This window comes from Nocardioides montaniterrae, assembly GCF_054782655.1.
In genome coordinates, this window is sequence record NZ_BAAGSB010000002.1 from 376429 (window position 1) to 400657 (window position 24229).

Consider the following 24229-nt stretch of genomic DNA (forward strand, 5'->3'; position numbering starts at 1 on the left):
GTACGACCATGACTCGGATCCTCGCCCTCGCCCTCGCCCTCCTGCTCGCGCTCACTGCCTGCGGCGCCAGGGCCACGCACGAGAAGTTGCGCTCCGACCCGCAGGTGAGGGTCGTCGGCGTCGTCAGCGCCCCCGGCGCCGGGATGACCCCCGAGCTCCGCCGGAAGGTGGCGGCGCTCGAGAGGCGGTACCGGCTGCCGGCGCACTCGCGCCTGGTCAGCCGGGTCGTCCACGTCGGCTGTCTGTCGGCGCGGGTGCAGGACGTCCACCTGACCGGTTCGGCCCGCGGGCCTGTCACCGTCAGCGCCGACGTGCACGACGCGAACCTCGACTGCATCACCGCACTCGCCAGCGCCGCGGTGATCATGGTCCCCGACGGGACGCCCGTCAGGGTCGCCGGAAGGTGATCCCGAGCCCGTTGCCGACCCGGCGAGGGGTGCCGTCGGAGGGTGCGTTGCGCACCCTCAGGTCACCCTTGTACGTCGTGACCATGGTGCTGGAGCCGCCGCCGTCGAGGTTGAGGCCGCTGGAGCAGCCGAGTGCGCGGAGCTTCCGCGCGATCTCGACCATCGTGTAGCCGTCGCTGGACTCCTGCCGGCCGTCGACGACGAGCAGGAACACCCAGTGGTGGTAGGGATCGATGCACACGGCGGTGCGGGGGTGCAGCTCGCGGTTGTCGGTCGCGGTGATCCGGCCGTCCTTCAGCACGATCTGGTTGCCGGTGATGGCCATGCGGGGGTCGTTGGCGACGGTGGGGCGCCACCAGAGGGTGTCGCCGACCGCCAGCCGGCGCAGCCGCTCGACGGCATGAGCGCCGCGGGCGACGACGTACTCACCGGTGATCGGCGTGCCCCGGGTGAAGACCTTCTTGACCTGCACGACCTTGTGGTCGACGACGTGCGCCATCGCGATGTCGGTGCGCTGTCCCTGCACCCAGGACAGGCCGGAGGTGGTGCCCCACTTGGGGGTGTAGATCCCGATCCCGCCGGGCCGCACCTGCGGTGAGTTCAGGTTGGTCAGGCCGAGGTGGGGGTACAGCGGCGCGTAGAGCTTGACCGGCTTGACGCCGATGTGCGGCACGCCCTTGCTGTTGACGAAGAACGCGTTGTTCCAGCCGTTGTCGATGCCGTGCTCGACCGAGCCGCCCCGCACCCCGAGCCCGAGCGGGGCGCCGGTCTCACCGATGTCGAAGAAGTCGCCGTTGACCGCGGCCACGACGCCACGGTCCTGCCGGGCCTGCCAGCGCACGGTCTGGACCATGTCGTGGTGCGGCGGCTCGAGGAGGCCGAAGCCGACGCCGGGCGTGCGCCAGTTGGCGCGGACGGTGTAGTAGCGGATCCGGCGTGAGCCGATCCGCTCGTCGTACGACGCGACGCGTACGCCGGGCCGCAGGTCGTAGCGGTAGCGCAGGGTGCGACGCGCGGGAGTCGAGCGCGCGAACCGCGGCATCGCGGGTACGGCGGGCCCGATCACCCGGTCGGAGGTCTGCCACGTGTGCGGGTCCGATCCGCGATCGCGCACCTGGGGTCCGGGGTGCGGTGGCTCGTCGGCCTGCACGCCGGGGGTCGCTCCGGCCACGGGGGAGAGGACGGCGACGAGGGCCAGGGTCAGCATCGAGGGGAAGAGACGCATGAATTCCAGGCTAGGCATGACACGCCTGCGGTTGGCGGACTTCCGGCGGCGTGTGCGGTGAAGATGGGCGGGTGACGGAGCCGTGGAACACCTTCGTCGAGGGCGACAACCTCGACGTGCTCGCCACGCTGCCCGCGTCGTCGTACGACCTCATCTACCTGGACCCGCCGTACAACACCGGCAACGGGTTCGCCTACCGCGACGCCTTCCGCGGCCGCCACGGCGCCGGGCTGGCCGGGCGCCACGAGGCCTGGCGGGAGTTCATCCGCCCTCGGCTGGAGGCCGCTCACCGGGTCCTGGCCGCGACCGGCGCGATCTTCGTCAGCATCGACGACCACGAGGTCGCCCACCTGCGGCTGCTGCTCGACGAGGTGTACGGCGAGGCCAACTTCCTCGCGCAGGTCGTGGTCGGCCTCAACCCGAAGGGCCGCCAGCTCGGCGCCGGCTTCGCCACCTCCCACGAGTACGTCCTGGTCTACGCCAAGGACGCGAAGGCGTGCGTGCTCGAGGCGTCCTCGACCGCGACCGTGGAGGACGCCGACTTCCCGCACGTCGCGCCCGACGGCCGCCGCTACCGTCGGCTCCCGCTGCGCAACACGAACAAGAAGTTCAACCCGCTGACCTCGCCGACGCTGCACTTCCCGGTCTGGGGCTCGCCGGAGACCGGTGAGGTGCGGGTCGACCCGTTCGAGGGTGCGGTCGAGATCAAGCCGGTCTTCGGTGACGGTTCACCCGCGGTCTGGCGGTGGTCGGCGCCACTGATCGCCGAGCGGCCCGACGACCTGATCTGCCGGGTGGTGCACGGGCAGGGCGGTGAGCGGATCGACGTCTACCAGCGCGACTGGCGCGTGCGTGAGGGTGGCCGGCGCAAGAAGCTGCGGACCATCTGGACGGCCGACGAGATCGGCTCGACCGACGTGGCGGTCAACGAGGTCAAGGCGCTGGTCGGGCCGGTGTTCGCCTCGCCCAAGCCGACCGGCCTGCTGCTGCGGATCCTCGAGACGATGCCCGCCGACGCGAAGGTGCTCGACTGCTTCGCCGGCTCGGGGACGACCGGGCACGCGGTGGTCCTCGCCAACCTCGCCGACGGCGGGTCGCGCACCTGCCTCTCGGTCAACGCCGCCGAGCCCGTCGTGGCAGGCTCGAGCGCCGACGTGGCCGGCTACCGCACCGTCTCCGAGATCACCCGCGCTCGCCTCCGAGCCGTGGATGCCCGGTACGGCGGCGGGTTTCACGACGGGTGCGCCCGGGAAGGAACGCCCGCGTGAGTGAGTACGCGACGCCGCCTGGCTGGTACCCCGACGGCGCCGGCTGGGAGCGCCGCTGGGACGGCACCAGCTGGACCGCCGACCGCCGGCCCATCGCGCCGCTCGGGCCGCCGCCGTCCTCCCCGCCGCCGTCGTCCCCGCCTCCGTCGGCTCCGCCGTCCTCTCCGCCGTCGTCCTACGGACACGTGCCGAGCGTCGGCGTACCCCAGCGTCCGGCGTACGCACCCGCGACGCCGTCGTACGCCGCCCCGCAGGGACCTCCGCCCAGCGGTCGGCGCGGCAAGGGTCCGATCGCCCTGTTCATCGCGCTCGGTGCGGTGCTGCTGCTCGTGGTGGCCGGCGCGATCGTGCTGGTCGCGGTGCACCCCTGGTCCAAGGATCCCCAGCGCCACGACACCAAGAAGGCGGACCCGAAGGGCGGCCTGGTCCGGGGCGACCTCAACGGCGACGGCCTCGGCGACGTCCGGGTCGTCATCGCCGACGACTACGACTCCTACCGCCAGGTCACCGGGACCAGCGACGGCACCCGCTTCCAGCTCGCCACCATCGGCGCGACGCCGAGCTACAACCACAACACTCCGGCGACCATCGACTTCAACGGCGACGGCACGCCCGACCAGATCGACTACACCTACGACGACGACAGCCAGCAGCTCTCGCTCTCCTCGACCTCGCCGGGATTCGGGATCGCGTCCTCGATGGCGGTGCCGTTCAGCAGCCTGCGCGAGTACGGCGACCCCGACGTGACCGTCGCCGGGGGTGACTTCGACGGCGACGGCTCGGACGACCTGGTCGTCTACGGCCAGCACAACCGCACCATCGACGCCTACGTGCTGCTCGGGCACGGTGACGGCACGTTCGACAGCCCGACCCGGTGGATCTCGATCCCCAACGCGATGACCACCGAGGGCGAGATCGCGGTCGGTGACTTCAACGGCGACGGCAAGACCGACCTGTGGGGCGTCCAGCCGATCGGCACCCTCACGGCCAAGGACTACCGCGAGGGCTACGTCGTGGGTGAGGACGGCTCGTCGATCTTCGCCTCCGACGGCAAGTCGTTCGGGCCGCCGCACCTCGTCCCGCTCCCGGAGGAGAGCCACCTCGGGTACGCCCGCAACCTCCTCACCGGTGACGTCACCGGCAAGGGCCACGACTCGCTGGTCGTCCTCGAGGGTGACAGCTACTACAAGACGCTCACGGTGACGGCGTACGACGTCAGCACGGGCGCCGCCAAGCCCGAGAGCGGCATGACCGTGGTCGACAAGTCCATCGGTGACCGCGACGTCCAGGGCGCCAGCCTCAGCGACGTGGATGGCGACGGGGACGCGGACGTCGTCTACCTCGCCAAGGGCTTGCGGCAGGCGAAGTTCTTCGGCTTCCGGGTGATCATCAGCGACGGCAACCGGCTCAACCCGTCGACCGGGTGGGGCGATGTCGCCCCGTGCACCGGCGACGCCTGCCGACTGGTGTCGATGCAGTAGCCGCCGGTGCGCGTCGGTCGGGGAAGCCTCAGACGACCTTGCTCGGCAGGACCTTCTTCGACGCCATCGCGACGACGTCCTGGTAGCGCGATCCGGTGAGCTTCGCGAACGTGTGCAGCGCGTGGGCGTCGATGCCGACGAGCACGCGGGCCTGGTTCTTGGTGATGCCCTTGACGATGATCTTCGCGGCCTTCTCCGGTGTCATCCGGGCGAGCTTCTCGTCGAACAGCTTCGCCGTCGCCGCCTGGTCCTCCTTGGCGGAGACGCGGGAGTTGCGGGCGATGCCGGTCTTGATGCCACCCGGGTGGACGACCGTGACGCCGACGTTGTCACCGGAGATGAGCAGCTCCTCGCGCAGCGCCTCGCTGAAGCCGCGGACGGCGTACTTGCTGGCGTTGTAGAGGCTCTGGCCGGGCATCGAGACCAGGCCGAAGAGCGAGGAGATGTTGACGACGTGGCCATCGCCGGACGCGATCAGGTGCGGCAGGAACTCCTTGGTGCCGTGCACGACGCCCCAGAAGTTGATGCCGATGATCCAGTCCATGTCCTTGTACTCGAGGTCGATGACGTCACCGGCGAGCGCGACGCCCGCGTTGTTGATGACGACGTTGACCTTGCCGAACTCACCGGCCACCGAGGCGGCGTACGCCGAGAACGCCTCGCGGTCGGCGACGTCGAGCTTGTCGGTGCGCACCGGCTTGCCGCCGGCCTTCTCGACGAGCTGCTTGGTCTCGGCGAGACCCGCCTCGTTCACGTCGGAGAGCGCCAGGAGCGCACCCTTGGCGCCGAGGTTCTCGGCGAGAGCGCGACCGATGCCGGAGCCGGCGCCGGTGATGACGACGACCTTGTCGTTGAGGGACTTCATGCGGTGACTACTTCCTTCTCCTGGACAGGCTGTACAAGGTACTGGTCGGCATCGAAGGCCGACAGGTGGCGCCGGAACGTGAACGTCTGTCCCGGCCAGAGGGTGGTGTTGTTGCCGAACTCGTCGAGGTACCAGGACGCGCAACCGCCGGTGGTCCACACCGTCGGCCGCATGCGGCGCAGCACCATCTCGCTCCAGGCGTCCTGCGCCTCGAGCGTCGGCTCGACCGTGGCGAGGTCGTCGCGGCGCATCGCCTTCACGGCCTCGACGACGTACCGCACCTGCGACTCGATGATGTAGATCATCGAGCTGTGGCCCAGCGCGGTGTTCGGGCCGACGAGCTGGAACAGGTTCGGGAAGCCGTGCACGGTGGTGCCCTTGTAGGCCCGCATGCCCTTCTCGGCCCAGGCCTGGGCGAGCGTCCGGCCGTCGCGGCCGGTCACGTGCTGGGCGATCGGCGGGTCGGTGACGTGGAAGCCGGTCGCGATCACCAGCACGTCGATGTCGCGGGCGGTGCCGGTCTTGTCGACGATGCCGGTCGGGGTGATCTCCTCGATGCCGTCGGTGATCAGCTCGACGTTGTCGGCCGCGAGCGCCGGGTACCACTTGTTGGAGACCAGGATCCGCTTGCAGCCGGCGCGGTACGACGGCGTGACCTTGGCGAGCAGCTCGGGGTCCTTGATCGCCTTGGCCATATGGGCCTTGCTCTGCGCCTCGATGACCTTCATCGCGGCGGGGAAGCGGGTGAACGCCGGCGCCCGACCCTCGAGGGTCGCGTAGACCAGGCCGCGGACGGCGCGCTGGACGCCGGGCACGGTCCTGAAGATCGTCTTCTCCAGCTTGCTGAAGCGCCGCTCGTTGCGGGGGATGATCCAGTTCGGGGTGCGCTGGTAGACGTCGACGTGGGCCGCGACCTTCTGCAGCTCGGGCACCAGCTGGATCGCCGAGGCGCCGGTCCCGATGACCGCGATGCGCTTGCCGGACAGCTCCACGTCGTGGTTCCAGCGGGCCGAGTGGAACGTCTCGCCGGCGTACGTCGTGATGCCCTTGATGTCGGGCAGGCTCGGCTCCGACAGGCCGCCGGCGCCGGCGATCAGGGTGCGCGCGGCGTACGTCGTCTGGCCGGTGGTCGAGCTCGTCGAGACCAGCCAGCGCTGCCGCGTCTCGTCCCAGGTCGAGCTCTCGACCGCGGTGCCGAGCACGACGCGGTCGAGGACGCCGGCCTCGGTGGCGACCTTCTTGGTGTACTCCCAGATCTCGCGCTGGGGGGAGTAGACCTTCGACCAGTCGGGGTTGAGCGCGAACGAGTAGCTGTAGAGCTGGCTCGGGACGTCGCACTCGGCGCCGGGGTAGGTGTTGATGTGCCAGGTGCCGCCGACGTCGCTGTCCTTCTCGATGACGACGAAGTCGCGCTCGCCGGCCTCGTCCAGCTTGATCGCGGCGCACAGGCCGGCGAAGCCCGCTCCCACGATCAGGTGGTCGACCAGGATCTCGTTGTTCATGACGGTGACGCTATTGCGCTTATTGAACAAGTGTCAATAGAGTCGTCTGCGTGACGACGGACACGACCAGGACCCGGCTCTCGCCGGAGGAGCGGCGCACCCAGCTGCTCGACCTCGGCGTACGCCTGTTCGCCACGCGGGACATCGAGGCCATCTCGATCGACGTGGTGATGGAGGAGGCCGGCGTCTCGCGCGGCCTGATCTATCACTACTTCGACTCCAAGGCGGGCTATCGCGAGGCGGTCGTGCGGTACGCCGCCGACGACCTGTTCCGCCAGACCGCCCCGCCCGAGGGCGGCGAGCCGCTCGAGCGACTTGCCGCCTGCATGGAGGCGTACGTCGCCTACGTCGAGGCCAATGAGCGCGGCTACCGCTCGTTGGTGGCTGCGGCCGCCGGCGGCAACGACGCGATGCGTGCGATCTACGACGCCACCTTCGAGGCGATGGGGGAGCGGTTCTTCCGCGAGGACCCCGCCTACGCCGTGCTCGAGTCCACCGCTGCCCGCATGGTGATCCGCTCCTGGCAGGCCATGGTCGAGCGGCTGGTCCTCGACTGGTGCGCCGACCGCTCCGCCATGCCGCGCGAGAAGCTGCTGGAGCTGGTCACCGAGTCCCTCGTCTCGCTCCTCGCCTTCCTCTGACCCGTCGTACCCGGACGGACCTGTGGGCTGCGGAGGCCGGTCGAGGGGGCCTCCTCAGTCTCTCCAGTCACACCCGTTCCAAGAGGTACGTCCGAGTACGAGCGGATGCATCACCAGTTGCCGTTGCTGTAGCCCGGGAGCGGGTGGGCGGCGTCGTGGATGACGTACGCCGTCCCGCCGGAGCCGTTGAGCCACGCGCGCTCGAACTGGGCGCGGTCGTAGGTGCGACGGACGCCGGCGTCGGTGCTGGCAGCGGGATCGTTGACCACCACGTCGCCGGTCCTGGTGAAGCCGGCGATGACGATCAGGTGGCCGTGGGTGGCGGAGATCGGTGCGCCGGAGAGCTCGCCGGGGCCGAACGCGACGGAGACGACGACCGGGATGCCGGCCGCGATGAACCGGCCCGCCTGCCGCAGGTTCGCCAGGCGGGTGACGAAGGCCTGGCCGGCCCGCGGACCGGCGTACGCGGTGTTGAACGGCCAGTTGCCGGTGCCGTCGTAGCGGTGGTCGTAGGTGCCGCGCGCGGCGTGGTCGACCCAGCGGTCGGGGTAGGTCTGCGGCACCCAGTCGTAGGCGCCGGCGTGCGGGAGCTTGCCGTAGTAGGCCAGCACCATCGAGGTCGACGTCGGCGAGCACCACGCCTCGCCGCCGCCGCCCCACTTCGGGAACTCGCCCCGGTGCGTCATCTGCGAGAACTGCGGCACCGGCAGGACGCGTCCGTCGCCCGGGCCCGGCCGTGACGTCGCGCCGGCGCTGGCGGGCAGCCGCGATGCCATGCCGGCGACGAGGTCGACGGCGGGGGTGGCGGTGGTCCCTGTGCGGCGCATCAGCGACACCCTCAGCTGGTACGCCGAGAGCCCGCCGGTCTTCCAGGTGTCGACGTCCACGGTGGTGCCGTCGTCGGGCTGCGCGCCGAACGACGTACGCCGGACGTGGGCGTCGCCCATCGCCCAGTCGGCCAGCATGTCCCAGCTCGTGACGGTGCGGGACGCGCTGCGGCCGCGGACCTCGACGCGCAGCCAGGTGTCGCCGGGGGTCGTCGCGGTCCACGACGCCACGAGGTTGGTGAAGGAGAAGCCCGGCGTCTTCCACGGCGAGACCCAGGTGGCGGCGTCGTAGGTGTGCCCGCCCCTGGTGCGGTGGCCGGTGACCCGGTCGAGGACCAGCTTGCCGTCGTGGACGGCGGTGCCCGACCGCGTGCCGCTGCGGAACGAGTCGGCGGTGTCCCACTTGTGCAGGTCGATCTGCCGGGTTCCCGAGGAGGCCAGCGTGACCGCGTCGTCCGACGGGCTCTGGGCCGTGGTCGCGGTCAGGGCTCCGAGAGCCAGGAGGGACGTGGCGGCGTACGAGATGGCTCGGCGCATCACTCGAGGTTACGTCACATCCGTCACTCCAGTCCCAACCCGGGTGGCTAGGCGTGGCGCTCGTGATGAGGGCCCCCGCGCGCGGAGTCAATAGACTCGCCCGGTGACATTCCGGCTCTACGACACCGCGACCCGCGAAGTGCGTGACTTCGTGCCCTTGCAGCCCGGCAAGGCGTCGCTCTATGTCTGTGGCCTGACCGTCCAGAGCGAGCCGCACGTCGGCCACGTGCGCTCCGGCGTCAACTTCGACGTGCTCCAGCGCTGGCTGCGCGCGTCGGGCTACGAGACCACGTTCATCCGCAACATCACCGACATCGACGACAAGATCATCGCGAAGGCCGAGGCCGCCGGGCGCCCCTGGTACGCCCATGCGCAGGTCATGCACCGCGAGCTCTCCTCGGCGTACGCCGCCCTCAACGTGGCGCCGCCGACGTACGAGCCGGCCGCCACCGGGCACATCCCCGAGATGGTCGAGCTGATCTCCACGCTGATCGAGCGCGGGCACGCGTACGCCGCTCCCGACGGCTCGGGCGACGTCTACTTCGACGTACGTTCCTGGAAGCAGTACGGCGAGCTCACCCACCAGGGCATCGACGACATGTCCGCCGCTGAGGACGCCGACCCGCGCGGCAAGCGCGACTCCCGCGACTTCGCCCTCTGGAAGGGCCGCAAGGACTCCGAGCCCGAGACCGCCAGCTGGCCGAGCCCGTGGGGCCGTGGCCGCCCCGGCTGGCACATCGAGTGCTCGGCGATGGCCGGCAAGTACCTCGGCCCGGCCTTCGACATCCACGGCGGCGGCCTCGACCTCCGCTTCCCCCACCACGAGAACGAGCAGGCCCAGTCGCGCGCCGCGGGCGGCGACTTCGCGAGCTACTGGATGCACAACGCCTGGATCACCACCGCCGGCGAGAAGATGAGCAAGTCGCTCGGCAACTCGCTGACCATCCCGGCCGTGCTCGACCGGTTCCGCGGCATCGAGCTGCGCTACTACCTGGTCGCCGCGCACTACCGCTCGCACGTCGAGTTCAGCTTCGAGGCGCTGGAGGAGGCCGCCGTCGGCTTCCGCCGCATCGAGGCGTTCCTCGAGCGCGCTGCGGTGGTCGAGCCGGCCGCGATCCCGGCGGCATTCCGCGCCGCGATGGACGAGGACCTTGGTACGCCGGGCGCGATCGCTGTCCTGCACGACACCGTGCGCGAGGGCAACCGCCAGCTGGCCGCGAACGAGGACGTCACGGCCACGGCGGGCGCCGTCGTCGCGATGCTCGACGTGCTCGGCCTCGACCCCGCCGACCCGGCCTGGGGCCCGGCGACGAGCTCCGACGAAGCCCTCACCAACGCCGTGGACGCCCTCGTCCGCGGCCTTCTCGACCAGCGCGCCGCGGCGCGTGCGGCCAAGGACTGGGCCGCGGCGGACGCCGTACGCGACCAGCTCAAGGCCGCCGGCATCGAGATCACCGACACCCCCGATGGACCGAAGTGGAGCCTCTCTGATGGCCGGTAACTCCTCGCGCCGAGGCGCGATTCGCAAGACCAGCAAGAAGGACAGCGCCGGCTCCGGCGGCCAGGTCCGTCGCGGCCTCGAGGGCCGTGGCCCGACGCCGAAGGCGGTCGACCGGCCCTACCACAAGGCCCACAAGATGGCCGCCGCCAAGGAGCGGGCGCAGGGCAAGAAGCCCCAGCGCCGCCGCAACACCGGTGACGCGGAGTGGATCGTGGGTCGCAACCCCGTCGTCGAGGCGCTGCGTGAGGGTGTCCCGGTCACGGCTGTGTACGTCGCCGAGGGCATCGAGCGGGATGGTCGGACCCGCGAGGCGTTCCGCCTGTGCGCCGAGATGGGCGTCGGCCTGATGGAGACCTCGCGTCGCGAGCTCGACCGGATCACCTCCGAGGCGGTCCACCAGGGCATCGCGGCCAAGGTGCCGGCGTACGAGTACGCCCACCCGGACGACCTGATCGAGCGGGCCGAGCTGGCCGGCGAGCGGCCGTTGATCGTGGTCCTCGACCACGTCACCGACCCCCGCAACCTCGGTGCGGTGGTCCGTTCGGCCGCCGGTTTCGGCGCCCACGGCGTGGTCATCCCCGAGCGCCGTGCGGCCTCGATGACCGCGTCCGCGTGGAAGACCTCGGCCGGCGCCGCCGCGCGCATCCCGGTCGCCCAGGCCGTCAACGTCACCCGTCAGCTGCAGGCGTTCCAGGAGGCCGGCTGCTTCGTGATCGGCCTGGCCGCCGGCGGCGACCTCACGCTGCCCGAGCTCGTCGCCGACGTCGAGCTGACCACGGGTCCGCTCGTGGTCGTCGTGGGCTCCGAGGGCGACGGCCTCTCGCGCCTGGTCGCCGAGACCTGCGACCGACTGGTGTCGATCCCGATGGCGGGTGTCCTCGAGTCGCTCAACGCCGGTGTCGCGGCCTCGGTCGTCCTGTACGCCGTCTCCGACGTCCGCTCGCGATGAAGCTCGCTGTTCCCTCGCTCGGCACCGTCACGCTGGCCGCGCGCGTCACCGTCGCCGCGCTGAGGCCCGTCGTCACCCGCGCCGACCTGACCGCCCTGCAGCACCTGCCGTTCGTGCTCACCCACCTCGACGACGCCGCGGTGGTCGCGGCGGCCGTCGGGGACCCGGTCGGTACGACGGTCCGCGCCCCCGGCGCGGCGCTGCGGCTCGGTGTCATGGGCGCGCGGGTGCCCGGCCGAGTGGTCGGCCGGGCACTCCACCGCTGACGCGGTCCGCGCTCAGCTCGAGGGGAAGCCGGGGTTCACCGCTCCGCGCCAGGCACCGGTCGCGACGCCGCGCTCCTCGATGAACTCCTTGAAGCGCTTGAGGTCGCCGCTCGTCCGGGTCTCGACGACCTTCAGCGCATCGCCCGCCTTCTCGACGATGCCCTCGGGCTCGAACTCCATCCGCAGGGTCACCTGCGTGGTGCCGTCGGGGATGTTGGGCCGGAACGAGACGGTGCCGTCGTTCGTCGTACCGTCCAGGGCGCGCCAGGTGATCCGCTCGTCCGGCGTCTGGTCGACGATCTCGGCGTCCCACTCGCGCGTCACGCCGGCGATGCTCGCCTTCCAGTGCAGGTGGGTGTCGTCGAGCTGACGCACCTCCTCGACGCCCTCCATGAACTCGGGGAACGTCTCGAACTGCGTCCACTGGTCGTACGCCTCGCGAACCGGTACGTCGACCGTCACGGACTTCTCGATCGTGCTCATGCGAGCTCTCCTCCTGTTGTCGGGTGCGATGTCCTGACCAGGCGGTACCCGACAGTGGCGGAGCATGCGGGGAGTGGCTCCCCGGGTAGGAATCGAACCTACGAGAACTGGATTCAAAGTCCAGGTGGCCGTGCCAGCAGACCAACCGGGGAACGCCGCCGGAGCGGCAGGGATGACTCTAGTGACTGACGGACGTTCCTCAGTCGTCGGTGCTCGGCGCGCGCCCCGGCGAGGCGGATCGACGAGGGCTCAGGCGCCCTGCGAGGCCGCCCACTTCTTCTGGGCCCGCTCGGCGGAGCCGGGGATCAGCTTGAACAGCATCTTGGGCACGGCCGCCTTGAAGACGTAGGTCTTCCCGTCGACCGTCAGCGTGTGCTTCGGGTTGCCGTCGGGAGCCTTCTCGGCAGGGGCGCCGGCGGACAGCGCGAACGCGCACTTGCCGCCGAACTCGGGCTGGGGAGAGGTCTGCTCGCTCATGTCGCCCAGCGTAGGGACGTCGGCTCCGACCAGGGGCCTACGCTTGAGGGGTGAGCGAGCAGCTGACCGTCATCGTCCTGGCCGCCGGCGGCGGCACCCGGATGAAGTCCAAGACCCCGAAGGTGCTGCACCGCATCGGTGGTCGCTCGATGATCGGCCACGTGCTGCACGCGGTCGCGGGCCTCGAGCCGCACGGCGTCGTCGCCGTCGTCGGTCACCAGCGCGAGCTGGTCGCGCCGCACGTCAGCGAGGCATTGCCGGGCGTCGTGCTCGCCGTCCAGGAGGAGCAGCTCGGCACCGGCCACGCGGTCCGGATCGCGCTGCAGGAGATCGGTGGTGTCGGGCCCGAGGGCACCGTCCTCATCGCGTACGGCGACACGCCCCTCCTCGAGGGTGACACCCTGCGTGAGTTCGTGGCGGCCCACAGGGGCGCGCAGGCCGCGGTCAGCATCCTGTCCGGCATCGTCGAGGACCCGCACGGCTACGGCCGGATCGTCCGCTCCGAGGACGGCACGGTCCAGGCGATCGTCGAGGAGAAGGACGCCTCCGACGAGCAGCGCGCGATCACCGAGATCAACTCCGGCATCCTCGCCTTCGAGGCCCGCTTCCTGCTCGACGCGATCGGTCGGATCGGCAACGCCAACGCCAACGGCGAGTACTACCTGACCGACGCCATCGGCCTGGCCCGTCAGGCCGGCCTCCCGGTCGCCGCGCACGCGATCGCGGACACCTGGCAGACCGAGGGCGCCAACGACCGCGCCCAGCTCGCCGCGCTCGTCGCCGAGCTCAACCGCCGCATCGTGACCCGATGGATGAAGGCCGGCGTCACGGTCACCGACCCCGCGACGACCTGGATCGACGCCGACGTCGACCTCGCCGCCGACGTCACGCTGCTGCCCGGCGTACAGCTCCTCGGGACCACCAAGGTCGAGGAGGACGCGATCATCGGCCCCGACTGCACCCTCGAGGACTGCGAGATCGGCGCCGGCGCCCGCGTCGTACGCACGCATGCGCAGCTCGCGGTGATCGGCATGGAGGCGACCGTCGGACCGTTCTCCTACCTCCGCCCCGGAACGATCCTCGGTGCCGCCGGCAAGATCGGCGCCTTCGTCGAGACCAAGAACGCGCAGATCGGCAACCGCGCCAAGGTCCCGCACCTCTCGTACGTCGGCGACGCCGAGATCGGCGAGGACACCAACATCGGCGCGGGCACGATCTTCGCCAACTACGACGGCGTGAACAAGCACCGCACGACCGTCGGCCGGGCCGCCAAGACCGGCTCCAACAACACCTTCGTCGCGCCGGTGAGCATCGGTGACGGCGCCGGCACGGGGGCCGGGACCGTCGTGCGCCAGGACGTCCCGGCCGGTGCCCTCGCGGTCAGCGCCGGACCCCAGCGCAACCTCGCCGGATGGGCCGAGCGCAAGCGTCCCGGGACCGCCCAGGCCGCCGCCGCTGCGGCGCAGGGTGGCGACGGTCACGGTGAACCGGACGAAAACGGACGGGGGCTTGGGGGAGACCCCGGCCAACCGGCACAATCCTGAACAGCACCTTCCACAAGGCGACACTGGCACGGCGACACTGGGGAGCCCACGCGTGAGCGGACTGAAGAAGACCACCGAGAAGAACCTGATGGTCTTCTCCGGACGGGCACACACCGCTCTCGCCGAGGAGGTCGCCGCGATCCTCGGGACCCACGTCGTCCCGACCGAGGCACGCGACTTCGCCAACGGCGAGACCTACATCCGCTACGAGGAGAGCGTCCGCGGTTGCGACGCCTTCGTGATCCAGAGCCACACCAGCCCGATCAACAACTGGATCATGGAGCACCTGATCATGGTCGACGCGCTCAAGCGCGCCTCGGCCAAGCGGATCACGGTCGTCATGCCGTTCTGGGGCTACTCGCGCCAGGACAAGAAGCACCGCGGCCGCGAGCCGATCTCCGCCCGGCTCATCGCCGACCTCTTCAAGACCGCCGGCGCCGACCGGATCATGTCCGTCGACCTGCACGCCGACCAGCTCCAGGGCTACTTCGACGGTCCCGTCGACCACCTGATGGCGCTGCCCGTCCTCACCGCGTACATCAAGGACAAGTACGGCGACCAGGAGCTCGCCGTCGTCTCCCCGGACGCCGGCCGGATCAAGGTCGCCGAGAAGTGGGCGAACAAGCTGGGCGACGTACCCCTCGCCTTCATCCACAAGACCCGTCGCATCGACATCGCCAACGAGGTCGTCGCCAACCGCGTCGTCGGTGACGTCAAGGGCAAGATGTGCGTCCTGACCGACGACATGATCGACACCGGTGGCACGATCGTGAAGGCCGCCGAGGCGCTGATGAACGAGGGCGCGGCCGGCGTGATCATCGCCGCGACCCACGCCATCCTCTCCGACCCGGCCGTCGACCGGCTCAAGAACAGCACCGCCACCGAGATCGTCATCACCGACACGATCCCGGTGCCGCCCGAGAAGCAGTTCGACAAGCTGACCACGCTCTCGATCGCCCCGCTCGTCGCGCGCGCGATCCGCGAGGTCTTCGAGGACGGCTCCGTTACCTCCATGTTCGACGGCCACGCCTGAGCGCCACAGGACCACTCGGCACGCACGTCTGCTGCGTTGGCGCCGCTCGACGGCCCGCTCCGCTCAAAGGCCGCCTTCGCGGCGCCGCCTTGCATCCGCACGCACCGAGCGGCCCTGTGACGCTCAGGTGGTTCCCAATGCGCGGTCGAGGTCGTCGAGCAGGTCGTTCCACGTCCTGGCCAGCACCGTCGGCACGTCGCGGTGGAGCACCTCCGCCAGCCGGTCGCGCAGCTGGCGGCGCCGCTCGGTCGGCAGCGCGAGCACCGGGAACGCGCGGCCGATGATCCGGCTCATCGCCTGACCCGAGGTCCGGGCCAGCGCCAGCCCCTCGTCGAGGTAGCGCTCGAGGTAGGGGTCGACCAGCTCGGCCGAGGTCCAGAACCCGTTCGCGACGGCGGTGAGCTCGTGGTTGCCGAGCTCTCCCGACATGAGCTTCTGCCAGGCTTCGGCCTTGGCCTGCGGCGTGGCGATCGCAGCCCGCGCCGTCAGCTCGGCGAGGTGCCCGGACACGGTCCGGTCGCGTGCCGTCTCGTCCTCGATCGGCTCGGGGTGGCCCAGCTCCGCGAGGCGGCGTACGACGATCCAGCGCACCTCCTGGTCGACGTACGCCGGACCGCCGGCCAGCCAGGAGCGCAGCAGGTCCACGTCGAGGCTGGTGCTCGCCAGCGTCCGGGCCGCGACGGGGTGCAGCACCTCGTCGGCGGTCAGCGCCGACTCGGCGACCGCCGCCAGGCTCGCGCCCAGTGACGCCGCGGACTCCGGGTCGGCGTACAGCTTGGCGATGCGGGCGGACATGCCGAGCACGGCCTCGAGGATCACGGGGTGCCGCTCACGGGTCAGGTGGCGGTCCAGGAGCGCGCCGAGCCGGCTCAGGTCGCTGGCACGCGACTCGACCCGCTCCAGCAGCTGCCACCACAGCAGCGCGCGGGTCAGCGGCGTGGCGAACTCGGACAGGTGCGCCTCGACGAGGGCCAGCGACTGCTCGTCGAGCCGGACCGCCGCGAACGTCTCGTCGCCGGCGTTGACCACGACCGCGTGCCCGGCGAGGTCGTCGAGCCGGACCGGCTCGTCGGCCAGGTCGACGCGGACGCGAGCGACCTCGGCCGCCGCTTCGTCGTACGCCACCACGGTGAAGGTGTGCGGCCGTGAGCCGATCCGCGTCAGCACCGGGACGTCGCCGTCCCGCGACACCGCGATGGTGTCGAAGCCGGTGCTGCGCAGCCACTGCTCCGCCCAGCCGCGGACGTCCCGGGAGGTCGAGGCGTCCAGCGAGTCGAGGAAGTCGGCGAGCGTGGCGTTGCCGAACGCGTGCGCCGAGAGGTGCCGGTTGACGCCGGCGAGGAAGTCGTCGCCCAGCCAGGTGCCGAGCTGGCGGAGCACCGCGTTGCCCTTGGCGTAGGTGATCATGTCGAAGTTGGCGAAGGCGGTGTCGGCGTCGGGCATCGCCTCGGTGTCCTCGGCGACGGGGTGGGTCGACCGCCGCAGGTCCGCGCGGTAGCCGGTCGGCTTGCGGGTGAGTGCGGCACCGGTCCAGGCGTCGTCGTAGCCGGCGGCGACCGCGGCGACGTCGTAGCCCATGAAGTCGGCGAACGACTCGTTGAGCCAGGAGTCCTCCCACCACCGCATCGTGACCAGATCGCCGAACCACATGTGCGCCATCTCGTGCGCGATGGTCGTCGCCATCTCCTGGCGCTCCAGGGCGGTCGGCACGCCTTCGACGAGGTACTCGTCGCGGAACGCCACGCAGCCCGGGAACTCCATCGCGCCCCAGTTCAGGCCGGGCGTGAAGACCTGCTGGTAGTCGTCGAAGGCGTACGGCGCCTCGAAGACGCTGGTGTAGTGCTGGAAGCAGGTGCTGGTGATCCGGCGCAGCTCGGCGGCGTCGCGGCGCAGCGCCGGCTCCTGCGAGGCGCGCGCCCACCAGCCGAACGGAATGGTCCCGCCGGGCGCGCCGGCGTACGGCTCGTCCCAGATCTCCCCGACCCACGGGCCGGCCGCGACGAAGAAGAGGTACGTCGCCACCGGGGGAGTCGTGCCGAACCGCCAGGTGGTGGTCCCAGCGGTGGTCGCGACCGAGCCCGCGGACGGGCCGTTGGCCAGCACCGTCCAGTGGCTGGGTCCGCTCACCGCGACCGTGAAGGTGGTCTTGAGGTCGGGCTGGTCGAAGCAGGGCAGCACCCGGTGCGCGATGTCCATCGCGGTGAACGCGCAGACGTAGCGCTCACCGTCGGCCGGGTCGACGGTCACCGTCATCCCGTCGCCGTCGGTGACGTAGGGCATCGTCGCGTTGACGCGCACCGTGTTCTGGGCGGCCAGGCCGGACAGGGTGATCCGCTCCCCGTCGTACGCCGCCTCGCGCCCGTCGACCAGCACGTCGCTGGCGCCGGACAGCTCGAGGAACGTCGTCGCTCCCGGCGTCCTGCAGGCGAACGCGATCTCGGCCTCGACCGTGTACTGCTCGGTGGAGGTGAGGTCGAGGCGGACGGTGGTGTGGACGTCGGTGATCAGCGTGGCGCGCTCGCGCGCCTCGGTCAGGTTCAGCGGCACACCGCCACCCTAGGGAGCCACCGGTGGTCGAGCCCGCCGAGACCCGGTGCGGATTCGCGTTGATCCCCGCTGGTTGCCTATTCTTTGCAGGTTGCCTCGGCGAGGGAGCATCGATGATGACTCCGTGATCGACAGGGCCCGTTGATCGGGACTGTCGTGTCTCGCCGGGCCCGCGATCCACAACTTTCCCCCGAGGAGCACCATGAGCACCGAGATCATCAAGGCCGACCTGCGCACCGAGTTCGGCAAGGGCGCCGCCCGCCGCACCCGCCGCGAGGGCAAGATCCCCGCCGTCCTCTACGGCCACGGCAACGACCCGGTCCACCTGGCGATGCCGGGCCACGACACGATGATGGCGCTCCGCCACGGTGGCGCCAACGCGGTCATCGAGATCGAGGTCGACGGCTCGACCCAGCTCGCGCTGACCAAGGCCATCCAGGTCGACCCGGTCCGCCGCATCCTCGAGCACGTCGACTTCATCGCGGTCAAGCGCGGCGAGAAGGTCACCGTCGACGTCCAGGTCCTCACCGTCGGTGACGCCGAGCGCGGCACGATGGTCCAGATCGAGAACAACACCGTCCAGCTCGAGGCCGAGGCCACGCACATCCCCGAGTCGGTCGAGGTCGACATCGAGGGCCTGCCGGCCGGTACCCAGATCCTCGCCGGTGCGCTGACCCTGCCGAAGGGCTCGACGCTGCTGACCGACGCCGAGGTCCTGATGGTCAACATCACCGAGGCCCAGGAGGCCGACACCGGTGAGGAGGCCGCCGAGGCCGAGGGCGACGCCGAGGGTGAGGCCGCGTCCGCCGAGGGTGGCGACTCGGAGTGATCTCCTTCGGTCGACTCCGGTGGTTCCTGGGTCGGCTGATCTCCCCGGTGCGACACGTCGCACCGGGGAGTTTCCCTTCCCAGGTGGACGAGCCTGCCGAGACCTCGGCGGTCGAGCCCGCCGAGACCTCTGACGACGACCAGGAGCCCGAGTGACCGAGACCGAGGTCTGGCTCGTCGTCGGCCTGGGCAACCCGGGCCCGACGTACGCCGGACACCGGCACAACATCGGCTACCTGGTCACCGACGAGCTCGCCGCGCGCATGGGCGGCTCGTTCAAGCGCCACAAGGTCGGTCGCGCCGACGTCGTCGAGGGCCGCCTCCAGCCCGGCGGTCCGCGGGTGGTGCTGGCGCGCCCGCACACCTACATGAACGAGTCCGGCGGCCCGGTCAAGGCGCTGTGCACCTTCTACAAGATCGCGCCCGACCACGTCATCGCGATCCACGACGAGCTGGACATCGACTTCGGCACCCTGCGCTCCAAGCTCGGCGGCGGCGACAACGGCCACAACGGCCTGAAGTCGATGCGCTCCTCGCTCGGCACCGGCGACTTCTACCGCGTGCGGGCCGGCATCGGCCGCCCGCCGGGTCGCCAGGAGGTCGCCGACTTCGTGCTGTCGAACTACTCGACGGTCGAGCGCAAGGAGCTGCCGTTCCAGATCGACACCGCCGCCGACGCGGTCGAGTCGATCATCACCGAGGGCCTCGAGAAGGCCCAGCAGCGCTTCAACTCCTGATCTCAGCGGCTGCGAGGCCCGCCGCCACCGAGGCGGACGCACGCTCGGCGTCATCGCCGAGCCCGGCGAACAGAGTGACGAGCAGCTCGGCGAGGATGCGCTGCCGACCGGTCTCGGGGCGGACGTGACCGCTGGTCTCCAGCAGGGTGTACCCGTGGACGCTGCTCCACCACAGGAACGACGGGTTCGCCTCCGGGCGTCGGGAGATCCGGCCCAGGTCGGCGGCGCGTGCCAGATCGGCCCCGATCCGGTCCAGGGTGCCCTCGCGCCCGGCGCGCAGCTGGTCGGGAGAGGTACGCCGGTAGCGCCCCAGGGGGGTGGTGCCGAACATGACGCCGTACAGGTCGCGGTGCTCGGCGGCGAACCCGACGTACGCCATCGTCCGCTCGGCGACGTCGCGCAGCGGGTCCTCGGTGGGCGCGACCGCGGTGAAGCGCTCCTCCAGCAGCCGGAACCCCTCGTCGACGACTGCCTCCAACAGCGTCTCCATGGAGCCGAAGGTGCTGTAGACCGCCATCGTCGAGGTCCCGGCGACTGCCGTCACGCGGCGCGCGGAGAAGCCGGCGGGCCCCTGGTCGGCCAGCACCCGAGCGGCAGCGGCGACGAGGGACTGGCGCCGGTCGACTTGGCCGCCGGCGGACGCCATGGGATCCTTGCTCATAACGACCGTTATACAGGAGGCTCCCCTTGACCCGAGATCGGCTCGCGAGGATCGGCTGGATCGCCGTCGCCTGCTGGGTGGTGCTCTACGCGCCGATGGCACTGGAGTACATGGCGCGGTTCTTCGGCCCGGGCCCGCAGCTGTGGGACCACGTCTACTCAGGGATCGCCGGCAGCGGCCAAGCGTTGGGAGCGGGATCGATCCACGCGGTGCAGGACCAGCACTATCGGCAGCACGCCGCGGTGATGGTGATGCACACGACCCTCGGAGCGCTCGCGATCCTCGTCGCCGTGTTCCAGATCAGCGCGCGCAGCCGCCGGCGGATCGTGGTCCACCGCTGGCTGGGCCGGGTCCAGGTCACGCTCGTCGTGGTGGCGATGTCCGCGGCGATGGCCTTCCTCGTGGCGGTCGGACCGTCGGGGACCTTCGACGGTCCAGCCTTCAACGCGCAGCTGTGGGCCCTCGCCGTCGGGACGCTCATCGGCACGGTCCTGGGATGGATCGCGATCCGTCGACGGCAGGTCGGGCCGCACCGGATCCTGATGACCTACGCCTTCGCGCTGCTGTGCACTGCACCCTTCCTCCGGCTCGGCTACCTGGTGTTCGGCGTCGTGTGGCCGCACGGCACCCAGGAGGTCAGCAACCTGGCCGGGGCCGGGATCCTCGCCTTCCTCGCACCCTCGTCCGGAATCGTGGTGGCCCGCTTCGTCCCGGCGCCACGGTCTCCACGGCTGGCTGCTCGAGAGCTCTCGCCGGTGGCACGGGCCGGTTTCGCGGCCCTCTGCGTCATCGGCGTCGCTGCGCTCGGCTGGCAGTACGCCGAACACTTCTCTGGCCTCGACCGGGTGAGCTGCTGCTGGTGGGTCGCCGCGGCGATCGTGACGCTCGTGTCGCTCCGTTGCCGAAGGGCGGCGGCCGACCTGAGCGCGCGCCGGGACTGGGGTGTCTACCTGGGCTGCCTCCAGCTCGCCTTTCCGGTCACTGCGGCACTGTGGGCGGTCTTCGGTGCGGCCTGGGGAGTCGAGCGCGGCTACTACGCCGCCCTGCTCACCGGACCAGCGCTGGCCATCAGCGTCGGGGTCCTCGTGGTCGCCGCCAGCCGTTGGCGGCTCCGCCCCGCCGAGGCGAAATCCGCGGTCCGGGCACCGGTCCGCGCGACCCCGGACGTCGCGACGCCCTAGGCTGACGCCGTGACTTTCGACGCCGGTACGCCGTCCCCCGAGGTCGTCGCTGACGACCACCAGCTCGCCGCCTGGCTGGCCGAGGCCGCCGGGCAGCGCCTGCTCGAGGTCCGCCAGGAGGGTCTGCAGGGCAAGGAGCTCAAGGACGCCGGCGACCTCGCCGCGCACAACCTGCTGATGGAGCTGCTCGCGACGTACCGTCCCGACGATGCCGTCCTCTCCGAGGAGGGCAAGGACGACAAGGCCCGCCTGAGTGCCTCGCGGGTGTGGATCGTCGACCCGCTCGACGGCACGCGCGAGTTCTCCGAGCCGCCGCGTGACGACTGGGCTGTGCACGTCGCCCTCTGGGAGAACGGCGAGCTGACCGTCGGCGCCGTCGCCCAGCCGGTCATCGGCGAGACCTTCAACACCGGCACCCCGCCGGTCGTCCCGGCGGGCACCGCCGAACGCCCGCGCATCGCCGTCTCCCGCAGCCGTCCGCCGGCCTTCGTCGCCGCGCTGGCCGCCGAGCTGGACGCCGAGCTGGTCCCGATGGGCTCGGCCGGCGTGAAGATGATGTCCGTGGTGCGTGACGTCGCGGACGCCTACGTCCACGCCGGTGGCCAGTACGAGTGGGACTCCGCGGCCCCGGTCGCCGTCGCCCGCGCGGCCGGGCTGTTCACCAGCCGCGTCGACGGCAGCGAGCTGCGCTACAACCAGGACGACGTCTACCTCCCCGACGTGATCGTCTGCCGTCCCGAGCTCTCCGAGCAGATCCTGGCCTTCATCAAGGCCCACGGAACCGAAGCCTGAGTTGAGCAGGCACCCCGGCGAGCGCAAGGGCGCGATCGACTGGCCCCTGGTCTTCGCCGGGGCCGGTGCGGCCGTCACGGTCGCGGTCGTGCTGTCGTCGTTGGGTGCGGCCGGGACCCTGGTCGGGGCGGCCCTCGGCAGCGTCACCGCCACGGTCACGACCGCGCTCTACAAGCGCGGCATCGAGACCAGCCACCGCAAGGCGGCCGCTCAGGCGGCCGCACTGTTCCGGGCCGGGTTCGCCCAGCAGGCCGCTGAGGCCGGCGACGTCGCCGCCGACTCCGTCGACCTGATGGTGCCCGCGCCCTCGCCCGAGGCTCCGCAGCGCTGGGCGCTGCCGTGGGGCCGGCTGCTGGTCATGGCGGCCGCGGTCTTCCTGTTCGCGCTCGTCACGATCAGCGCCGTCGAGCTCCTCGCCGGGCGGAGCATCTCGGCGATGTTCGGTGGTGACAACACGCGGGGTACGACGGTCGTGGAGGTGTTCCACAAGGGCGGGCACCAGCCGGCTCCCGCGCCGCCCACGGTCACCACGACCGTGACCGTCCAGCCGACGCCGACCCTGTCCACACCGGTGTCCACGCCCAAGCCGTCGACGACCCTGACGCCGTCCGAGCCGCCCAGCCCGACGACCGGCAGCCCGACGACCTCAACGGCCGCGGCGAGCCCGACGTCGCAGGCGACGCCCTAGAAGACGTTCAGCGGCCGGAACTGGACCGAGATCCGCGGGCCGGCCGAGGCGACCTTGGGGACGGCGTGCTCCCACGTGCGCTGGCAGCTGCCGCCCATGACGACCAGGTCGCCGTGGCCCATCTCGACGGCGATGCTCTCGCCGCCCGAGCGTGGCCGGAGGCAGAGGCGACGCGGGTCCCCGAGCGAGACGATCGCGACCATCGTGTCCTGGGTGCTGCCACGACCGATGGTGTCGCCGTGCCAGGCGACGCTGTCGCGGCCGTCGCGGTAGTAGCAGCAGCCTGCCGTGCGGAACGGCTCGCCGAGCTCGTCGGCGTAGTGGGCGGAGAGCGCCTCGCGGGCCTGCGTCAAGGCGTCGTGGGGGAGGTCCTCGCCGATCATGTAGGTGTGCACCAGGCGCGGTACGTCGACGACGCGGTCGTACATCTGGCGCCGCTCCGCGCGCCAGGGGACGTCGGTGACCATTCGTGCGAAGACGTCGTCAGCGCCCGGGAGCCAGTCGCGTGCGACGTCGATCCAGGCCCCGTCGGTGAGCGGCATCCGCTCGATCGCCTCGCACCCGGGACCGGCGTCCGCCTCCGGGGCGAAGAGGGCCGTCTGGAAGTCCATGCTCGGACGCTAGCACGAGATCGAACAGGTGTTCGGGAGCGGCCGCGTGCCGCTGGCGGGTAAATCTTTTCCGTTTTGCGACGGGGCCGGTGCTCCCGCCCCTAATCTCTGGCCGAGGAACTGTCCAGGGGGATCAGGTTGAAGACGACGGCGCTCAAGCACGTGGCGATCCGCGAATACGTCCGTGCTCTCGTCGCGGACAGCGCGCCCGGTGCCGCCGCACCGTCCGAGCGCGACCTGGTCGACCGCTTCGGCGTGGCTCGCATGACCGTCCGTCACGCCCTGGACGCCCTCGTGTCCGAGGGTGTCCTGGAGCGGTTCCCCGGCCGCGGCACGTTCGTCGCGCGCCGCCAGCGCGTCCGCACCCGGGTCACCGGTCTCAGCGAGGAGCTCGAGCGTCGCGGCCAGGTCGCCGAGTCACGCAGCATCATGGCCGTGCGGTGCCCCGCGCCGCTGCGCATCGCCCAGGCGCTCGAGGTCGAGCCGGGAAGCCAGGTCATCCGGTGGCGTCGGCTCCGGCTCGCCGACGGCCGGCCGCTGTGCCTGACCGACACGTTCCTCAACGAGGTGCTGGTGCCGGACTTCCTCGACGGGGACCTCCCCAGCAGCCTGTACGCCGACCTGCAGCGACGCGGTCGCCGCCCGAGCTGGGTCGAGGACGCGATCAGTGCGGCCGGTGCGTCCGCGGACGACGCCAGGCTGCTCGAGCTCGACGAGGGGGCGGCGGTCCTGCGCCAGTCGCGGCGCGCGCTCTGGGGCGAGCGACCGATCGAGCTGTCGCGCACGATCTACCGCGCCGACGCGCACGTCTTGTCGCTCCAGCTGGAAGCCTGATCGATCCGGCGCCGCGCGTGCGGCAGGATTGACCCATGACCGCCGACGCCGCACGTGCCGAGCTGCTCCGACTCCGGTCGAGCATCGACAACCTCGACGCCGCACTCGTCCACCTCCTCGCCGAGCGCTTCAAGTGCACCGAGCAGGTCGGGCGCCTGAAGGCGACCGCCGGCATGCCGCCGGCCGACCCGGCCCGCGAGGCCGTGCAGATCGCCCGCCTGCGCACGATGGCCGAGACCTCCGGCCTCGACCCGCACTTCGCCGAGCAGATCCTGGGCGTGATCATCGCCGAGGTGATCCGCAACCACGAGCAGTTCGCCGGCGAGACCGACTGACCGGTCGGT

General features: G+C 71.1%; 25 protein-coding genes and 1 tRNA gene. 16 read left to right on the top strand and 10 right to left on the bottom strand.

The features are described 5' to 3' along the window. Positions 1–8 precede the first annotated feature (8 nt). Positions 9–407, top strand: a complete 399-nt coding sequence (locus ACYVJ3_RS05285; RefSeq protein WP_460851469.1) for a hypothetical protein — start codon at positions 9–11, stop codon at positions 405–407. Here ACYVJ3_RS05285 and ACYVJ3_RS05290 read toward each other — a convergent pair. Then, the gene (locus ACYVJ3_RS05290) at positions 388–1632 is read right to left on the bottom strand and encodes a phosphodiester glycosidase family protein (RefSeq protein ID WP_460851470.1); all 1245 of its coding nucleotides are present in this window, start codon (positions 1630–1632) and stop codon (positions 388–390) included. The genes ACYVJ3_RS05285 and ACYVJ3_RS05290 overlap by 20 nt on opposite strands. 71 nt (positions 1633–1703) lie before the next feature. On the opposite strand from ACYVJ3_RS05290, the gene ACYVJ3_RS05295 reads away from it, so the two are divergent. After that, positions 1704–2900 carry a site-specific DNA-methyltransferase gene (locus ACYVJ3_RS05295; RefSeq protein WP_460851471.1) on the top strand — a complete coding sequence of 399 codons (1197 nt, stop codon included), beginning with the start codon at positions 1704–1706 and terminating at the stop codon, positions 2898–2900. Next, the gene (locus tag ACYVJ3_RS05300; RefSeq protein ID WP_460851472.1) at positions 2897–4381 is read left to right on the top strand and encodes an FG-GAP-like repeat-containing protein; all 1485 of its coding nucleotides are present in this window, start codon (positions 2897–2899) and stop codon (positions 4379–4381) included. The genes ACYVJ3_RS05295 and ACYVJ3_RS05300 overlap by 4 nt, the downstream gene beginning before the upstream one ends. Before the next feature lie 28 nt (positions 4382–4409). On the opposite strand, the gene ACYVJ3_RS05305 is transcribed toward ACYVJ3_RS05300, so the two are convergent. Both ACYVJ3_RS05305 and ACYVJ3_RS05310 read right to left on the bottom strand, forming a co-directional pair. Beyond that, positions 4410–5246 (bottom strand): SDR family NAD(P)-dependent oxidoreductase, encoded by an 837-nt coding sequence (locus ACYVJ3_RS05305; RefSeq protein ID WP_460851473.1) that lies wholly within the window; start codon positions 5244–5246, stop codon positions 4410–4412. Continuing rightward, positions 5243–6748 (bottom strand): flavin-containing monooxygenase, encoded by a 1506-nt coding sequence (locus ACYVJ3_RS05310; protein WP_460851474.1) that lies wholly within the window; start codon positions 6746–6748, stop codon positions 5243–5245. The genes ACYVJ3_RS05305 and ACYVJ3_RS05310 overlap by 4 nt, the downstream gene beginning before the upstream one ends. A 50-nt stretch (positions 6749–6798) precedes the next feature. Between ACYVJ3_RS05310 and ACYVJ3_RS05315 the strand changes: the two genes are divergently transcribed. Next, the gene (locus ACYVJ3_RS05315; RefSeq protein ID WP_460851475.1) at positions 6799–7389 is read left to right on the top strand and encodes a TetR/AcrR family transcriptional regulator; all 591 of its coding nucleotides are present in this window, start codon (positions 6799–6801) and stop codon (positions 7387–7389) included. A 110-nt stretch (positions 7390–7499) separates the two neighbouring features. Here the strand turns inward: ACYVJ3_RS05315 and ACYVJ3_RS05320 are convergent, their stop codons facing one another. Continuing rightward, positions 7500–8753 carry a peptidase C39 family protein gene (locus ACYVJ3_RS05320; RefSeq protein ID WP_460851476.1) on the bottom strand — a complete coding sequence of 418 codons (1254 nt, stop codon included), beginning with the start codon at positions 8751–8753 and terminating at the stop codon, positions 7500–7502. A gap of 103 nt (positions 8754–8856) precedes the next feature. Here ACYVJ3_RS05320 and cysS point away from each other — a divergent pair, with 103 nt between their 5' ends. Genes cysS through ACYVJ3_RS05335 form a run of 3 tightly spaced genes read left to right on the top strand, consistent with a single transcriptional unit; the run spans position 8857 to position 11469 of the window. Beyond that, entirely contained in the window at positions 8857–10254 is a 1398-nt protein-coding gene (gene cysS / locus ACYVJ3_RS05325; protein ID WP_460851477.1) for a cysteine--tRNA ligase, read from the top strand. Beyond that, a complete protein-coding gene (gene rlmB / locus ACYVJ3_RS05330; RefSeq protein WP_460851478.1) occupies positions 10244–11203 on the top strand; it encodes a 23S rRNA (guanosine(2251)-2'-O)-methyltransferase RlmB in 960 nt (319 codons plus the stop codon). Before cysS ends, rlmB begins: the two co-directional genes overlap by 11 nt. After that, the gene (locus ACYVJ3_RS05335) at positions 11200–11469 is read left to right on the top strand and encodes a hypothetical protein (RefSeq protein ID WP_460851479.1); all 270 of its coding nucleotides are present in this window, start codon (positions 11200–11202) and stop codon (positions 11467–11469) included. The genes rlmB and ACYVJ3_RS05335 overlap by 4 nt, the downstream gene beginning before the upstream one ends. A 12-nt stretch (positions 11470–11481) precedes the next feature. Here the strand turns inward: ACYVJ3_RS05335 and ACYVJ3_RS05340 are convergent, their stop codons facing one another. From ACYVJ3_RS05340 to ACYVJ3_RS05350, 3 genes are all read right to left on the bottom strand, one after another. Further along, complete coding sequence (locus ACYVJ3_RS05340) at positions 11482–11952, bottom strand: SRPBCC family protein (RefSeq protein WP_460851480.1); 471 nt, start codon at positions 11950–11952, stop codon at positions 11482–11484. Between the two features lie 74 nt (positions 11953–12026). After that, positions 12027–12104, bottom strand: a tRNA-Gln gene (locus tag ACYVJ3_RS05345). 97 nt (positions 12105–12201) lie between these two features. Further along, complete coding sequence (locus ACYVJ3_RS05350; protein ID WP_460851481.1) at positions 12202–12429, bottom strand: hypothetical protein; 228 nt, start codon at positions 12427–12429, stop codon at positions 12202–12204. Between the two features lie 50 nt (positions 12430–12479). On the opposite strand from ACYVJ3_RS05350, the gene glmU reads away from it, so the two are divergent. Further along, positions 12480–13973, top strand: a complete 1494-nt coding sequence (gene glmU / locus ACYVJ3_RS05355; RefSeq protein ID WP_460851482.1) for a bifunctional UDP-N-acetylglucosamine diphosphorylase/glucosamine-1-phosphate N-acetyltransferase GlmU — start codon at positions 12480–12482, stop codon at positions 13971–13973. 52 nt (positions 13974–14025) lie between these two features. After that, positions 14026–15006 carry a ribose-phosphate diphosphokinase gene (locus tag ACYVJ3_RS05360; protein ID WP_460851483.1) on the top strand — a complete coding sequence of 327 codons (981 nt, stop codon included), beginning with the start codon at positions 14026–14028 and terminating at the stop codon, positions 15004–15006. A gap of 123 nt (positions 15007–15129) precedes the next feature. Here the strand turns inward: ACYVJ3_RS05360 and pepN are convergent, their stop codons facing one another. Next, positions 15130–17553, bottom strand: a complete 2424-nt coding sequence (gene pepN, locus ACYVJ3_RS05365; protein WP_460851484.1) for an aminopeptidase N — start codon at positions 17551–17553, stop codon at positions 15130–15132. 202 nt (positions 17554–17755) lie between these two features. Here pepN and ACYVJ3_RS05370 point away from each other — a divergent pair, with 202 nt between their 5' ends. Further along, positions 17756–18382 carry a 50S ribosomal protein L25/general stress protein Ctc gene (locus tag ACYVJ3_RS05370; protein ID WP_460851485.1) on the top strand — a complete coding sequence of 209 codons (627 nt, stop codon included), beginning with the start codon at positions 17756–17758 and terminating at the stop codon, positions 18380–18382. Between the two features lie 151 nt (positions 18383–18533). Continuing rightward, a complete protein-coding gene (pth, locus tag ACYVJ3_RS05375) occupies positions 18534–19118 on the top strand; it encodes an aminoacyl-tRNA hydrolase (protein WP_460851486.1) in 585 nt (194 codons plus the stop codon). Here the strand turns inward: pth and ACYVJ3_RS05380 are convergent. Next, positions 19108–19779, bottom strand: a complete 672-nt coding sequence (locus ACYVJ3_RS05380) for a TetR/AcrR family transcriptional regulator (RefSeq protein ID WP_460851487.1) — start codon at positions 19777–19779, stop codon at positions 19108–19110. The two genes, pth and ACYVJ3_RS05380, sit on opposite strands and share 11 nt — an antisense overlap. Positions 19780–19805: 26 nt before the next feature. On the opposite strand from ACYVJ3_RS05380, the gene ACYVJ3_RS05385 reads away from it, so the two are divergent. The 3 genes from ACYVJ3_RS05385 to ACYVJ3_RS05395 are packed head-to-tail and all read left to right on the top strand — an operon-like array spanning position 19806 to position 22440. Continuing rightward, the gene (locus tag ACYVJ3_RS05385; protein ID WP_460851488.1) at positions 19806–20960 is read left to right on the top strand and encodes a DUF2306 domain-containing protein; all 1155 of its coding nucleotides are present in this window, start codon (positions 19806–19808) and stop codon (positions 20958–20960) included. 9 nt (positions 20961–20969) lie between these two features. Beyond that, complete coding sequence (locus ACYVJ3_RS05390; protein ID WP_460851489.1) at positions 20970–21752, top strand: 3'(2'),5'-bisphosphate nucleotidase CysQ; 783 nt, start codon at positions 20970–20972, stop codon at positions 21750–21752. 1 nt (position 21753) lies between these two features. Further along, the gene (locus ACYVJ3_RS05395; protein ID WP_460851490.1) at positions 21754–22440 is read left to right on the top strand and encodes a hypothetical protein; all 687 of its coding nucleotides are present in this window, start codon (positions 21754–21756) and stop codon (positions 22438–22440) included. On the opposite strand, the gene ACYVJ3_RS05400 is transcribed toward ACYVJ3_RS05395, so the two are convergent. After that, positions 22437–23051, bottom strand: a complete 615-nt coding sequence (locus tag ACYVJ3_RS05400) for an alpha-ketoglutarate-dependent dioxygenase AlkB (protein ID WP_460851491.1) — start codon at positions 23049–23051, stop codon at positions 22437–22439. The two genes, ACYVJ3_RS05395 and ACYVJ3_RS05400, sit on opposite strands and share 4 nt — an antisense overlap. Before the next feature lie 138 nt (positions 23052–23189). Between ACYVJ3_RS05400 and ACYVJ3_RS05405 the strand changes: the two genes are divergently transcribed. Together ACYVJ3_RS05405 and ACYVJ3_RS05410 are read left to right on the top strand one after the other, a co-directional pair. Continuing rightward, complete coding sequence (locus ACYVJ3_RS05405) at positions 23190–23885, top strand: GntR family transcriptional regulator (RefSeq protein WP_460851492.1); 696 nt, start codon at positions 23190–23192, stop codon at positions 23883–23885. Between the two features lie 35 nt (positions 23886–23920). Next, positions 23921–24220, top strand: coding sequence for a chorismate mutase (locus ACYVJ3_RS05410; RefSeq protein WP_460851493.1), 300 nt, complete (start codon positions 23921–23923; stop codon positions 24218–24220). Positions 24221–24229 lie beyond the last annotated feature (9 nt).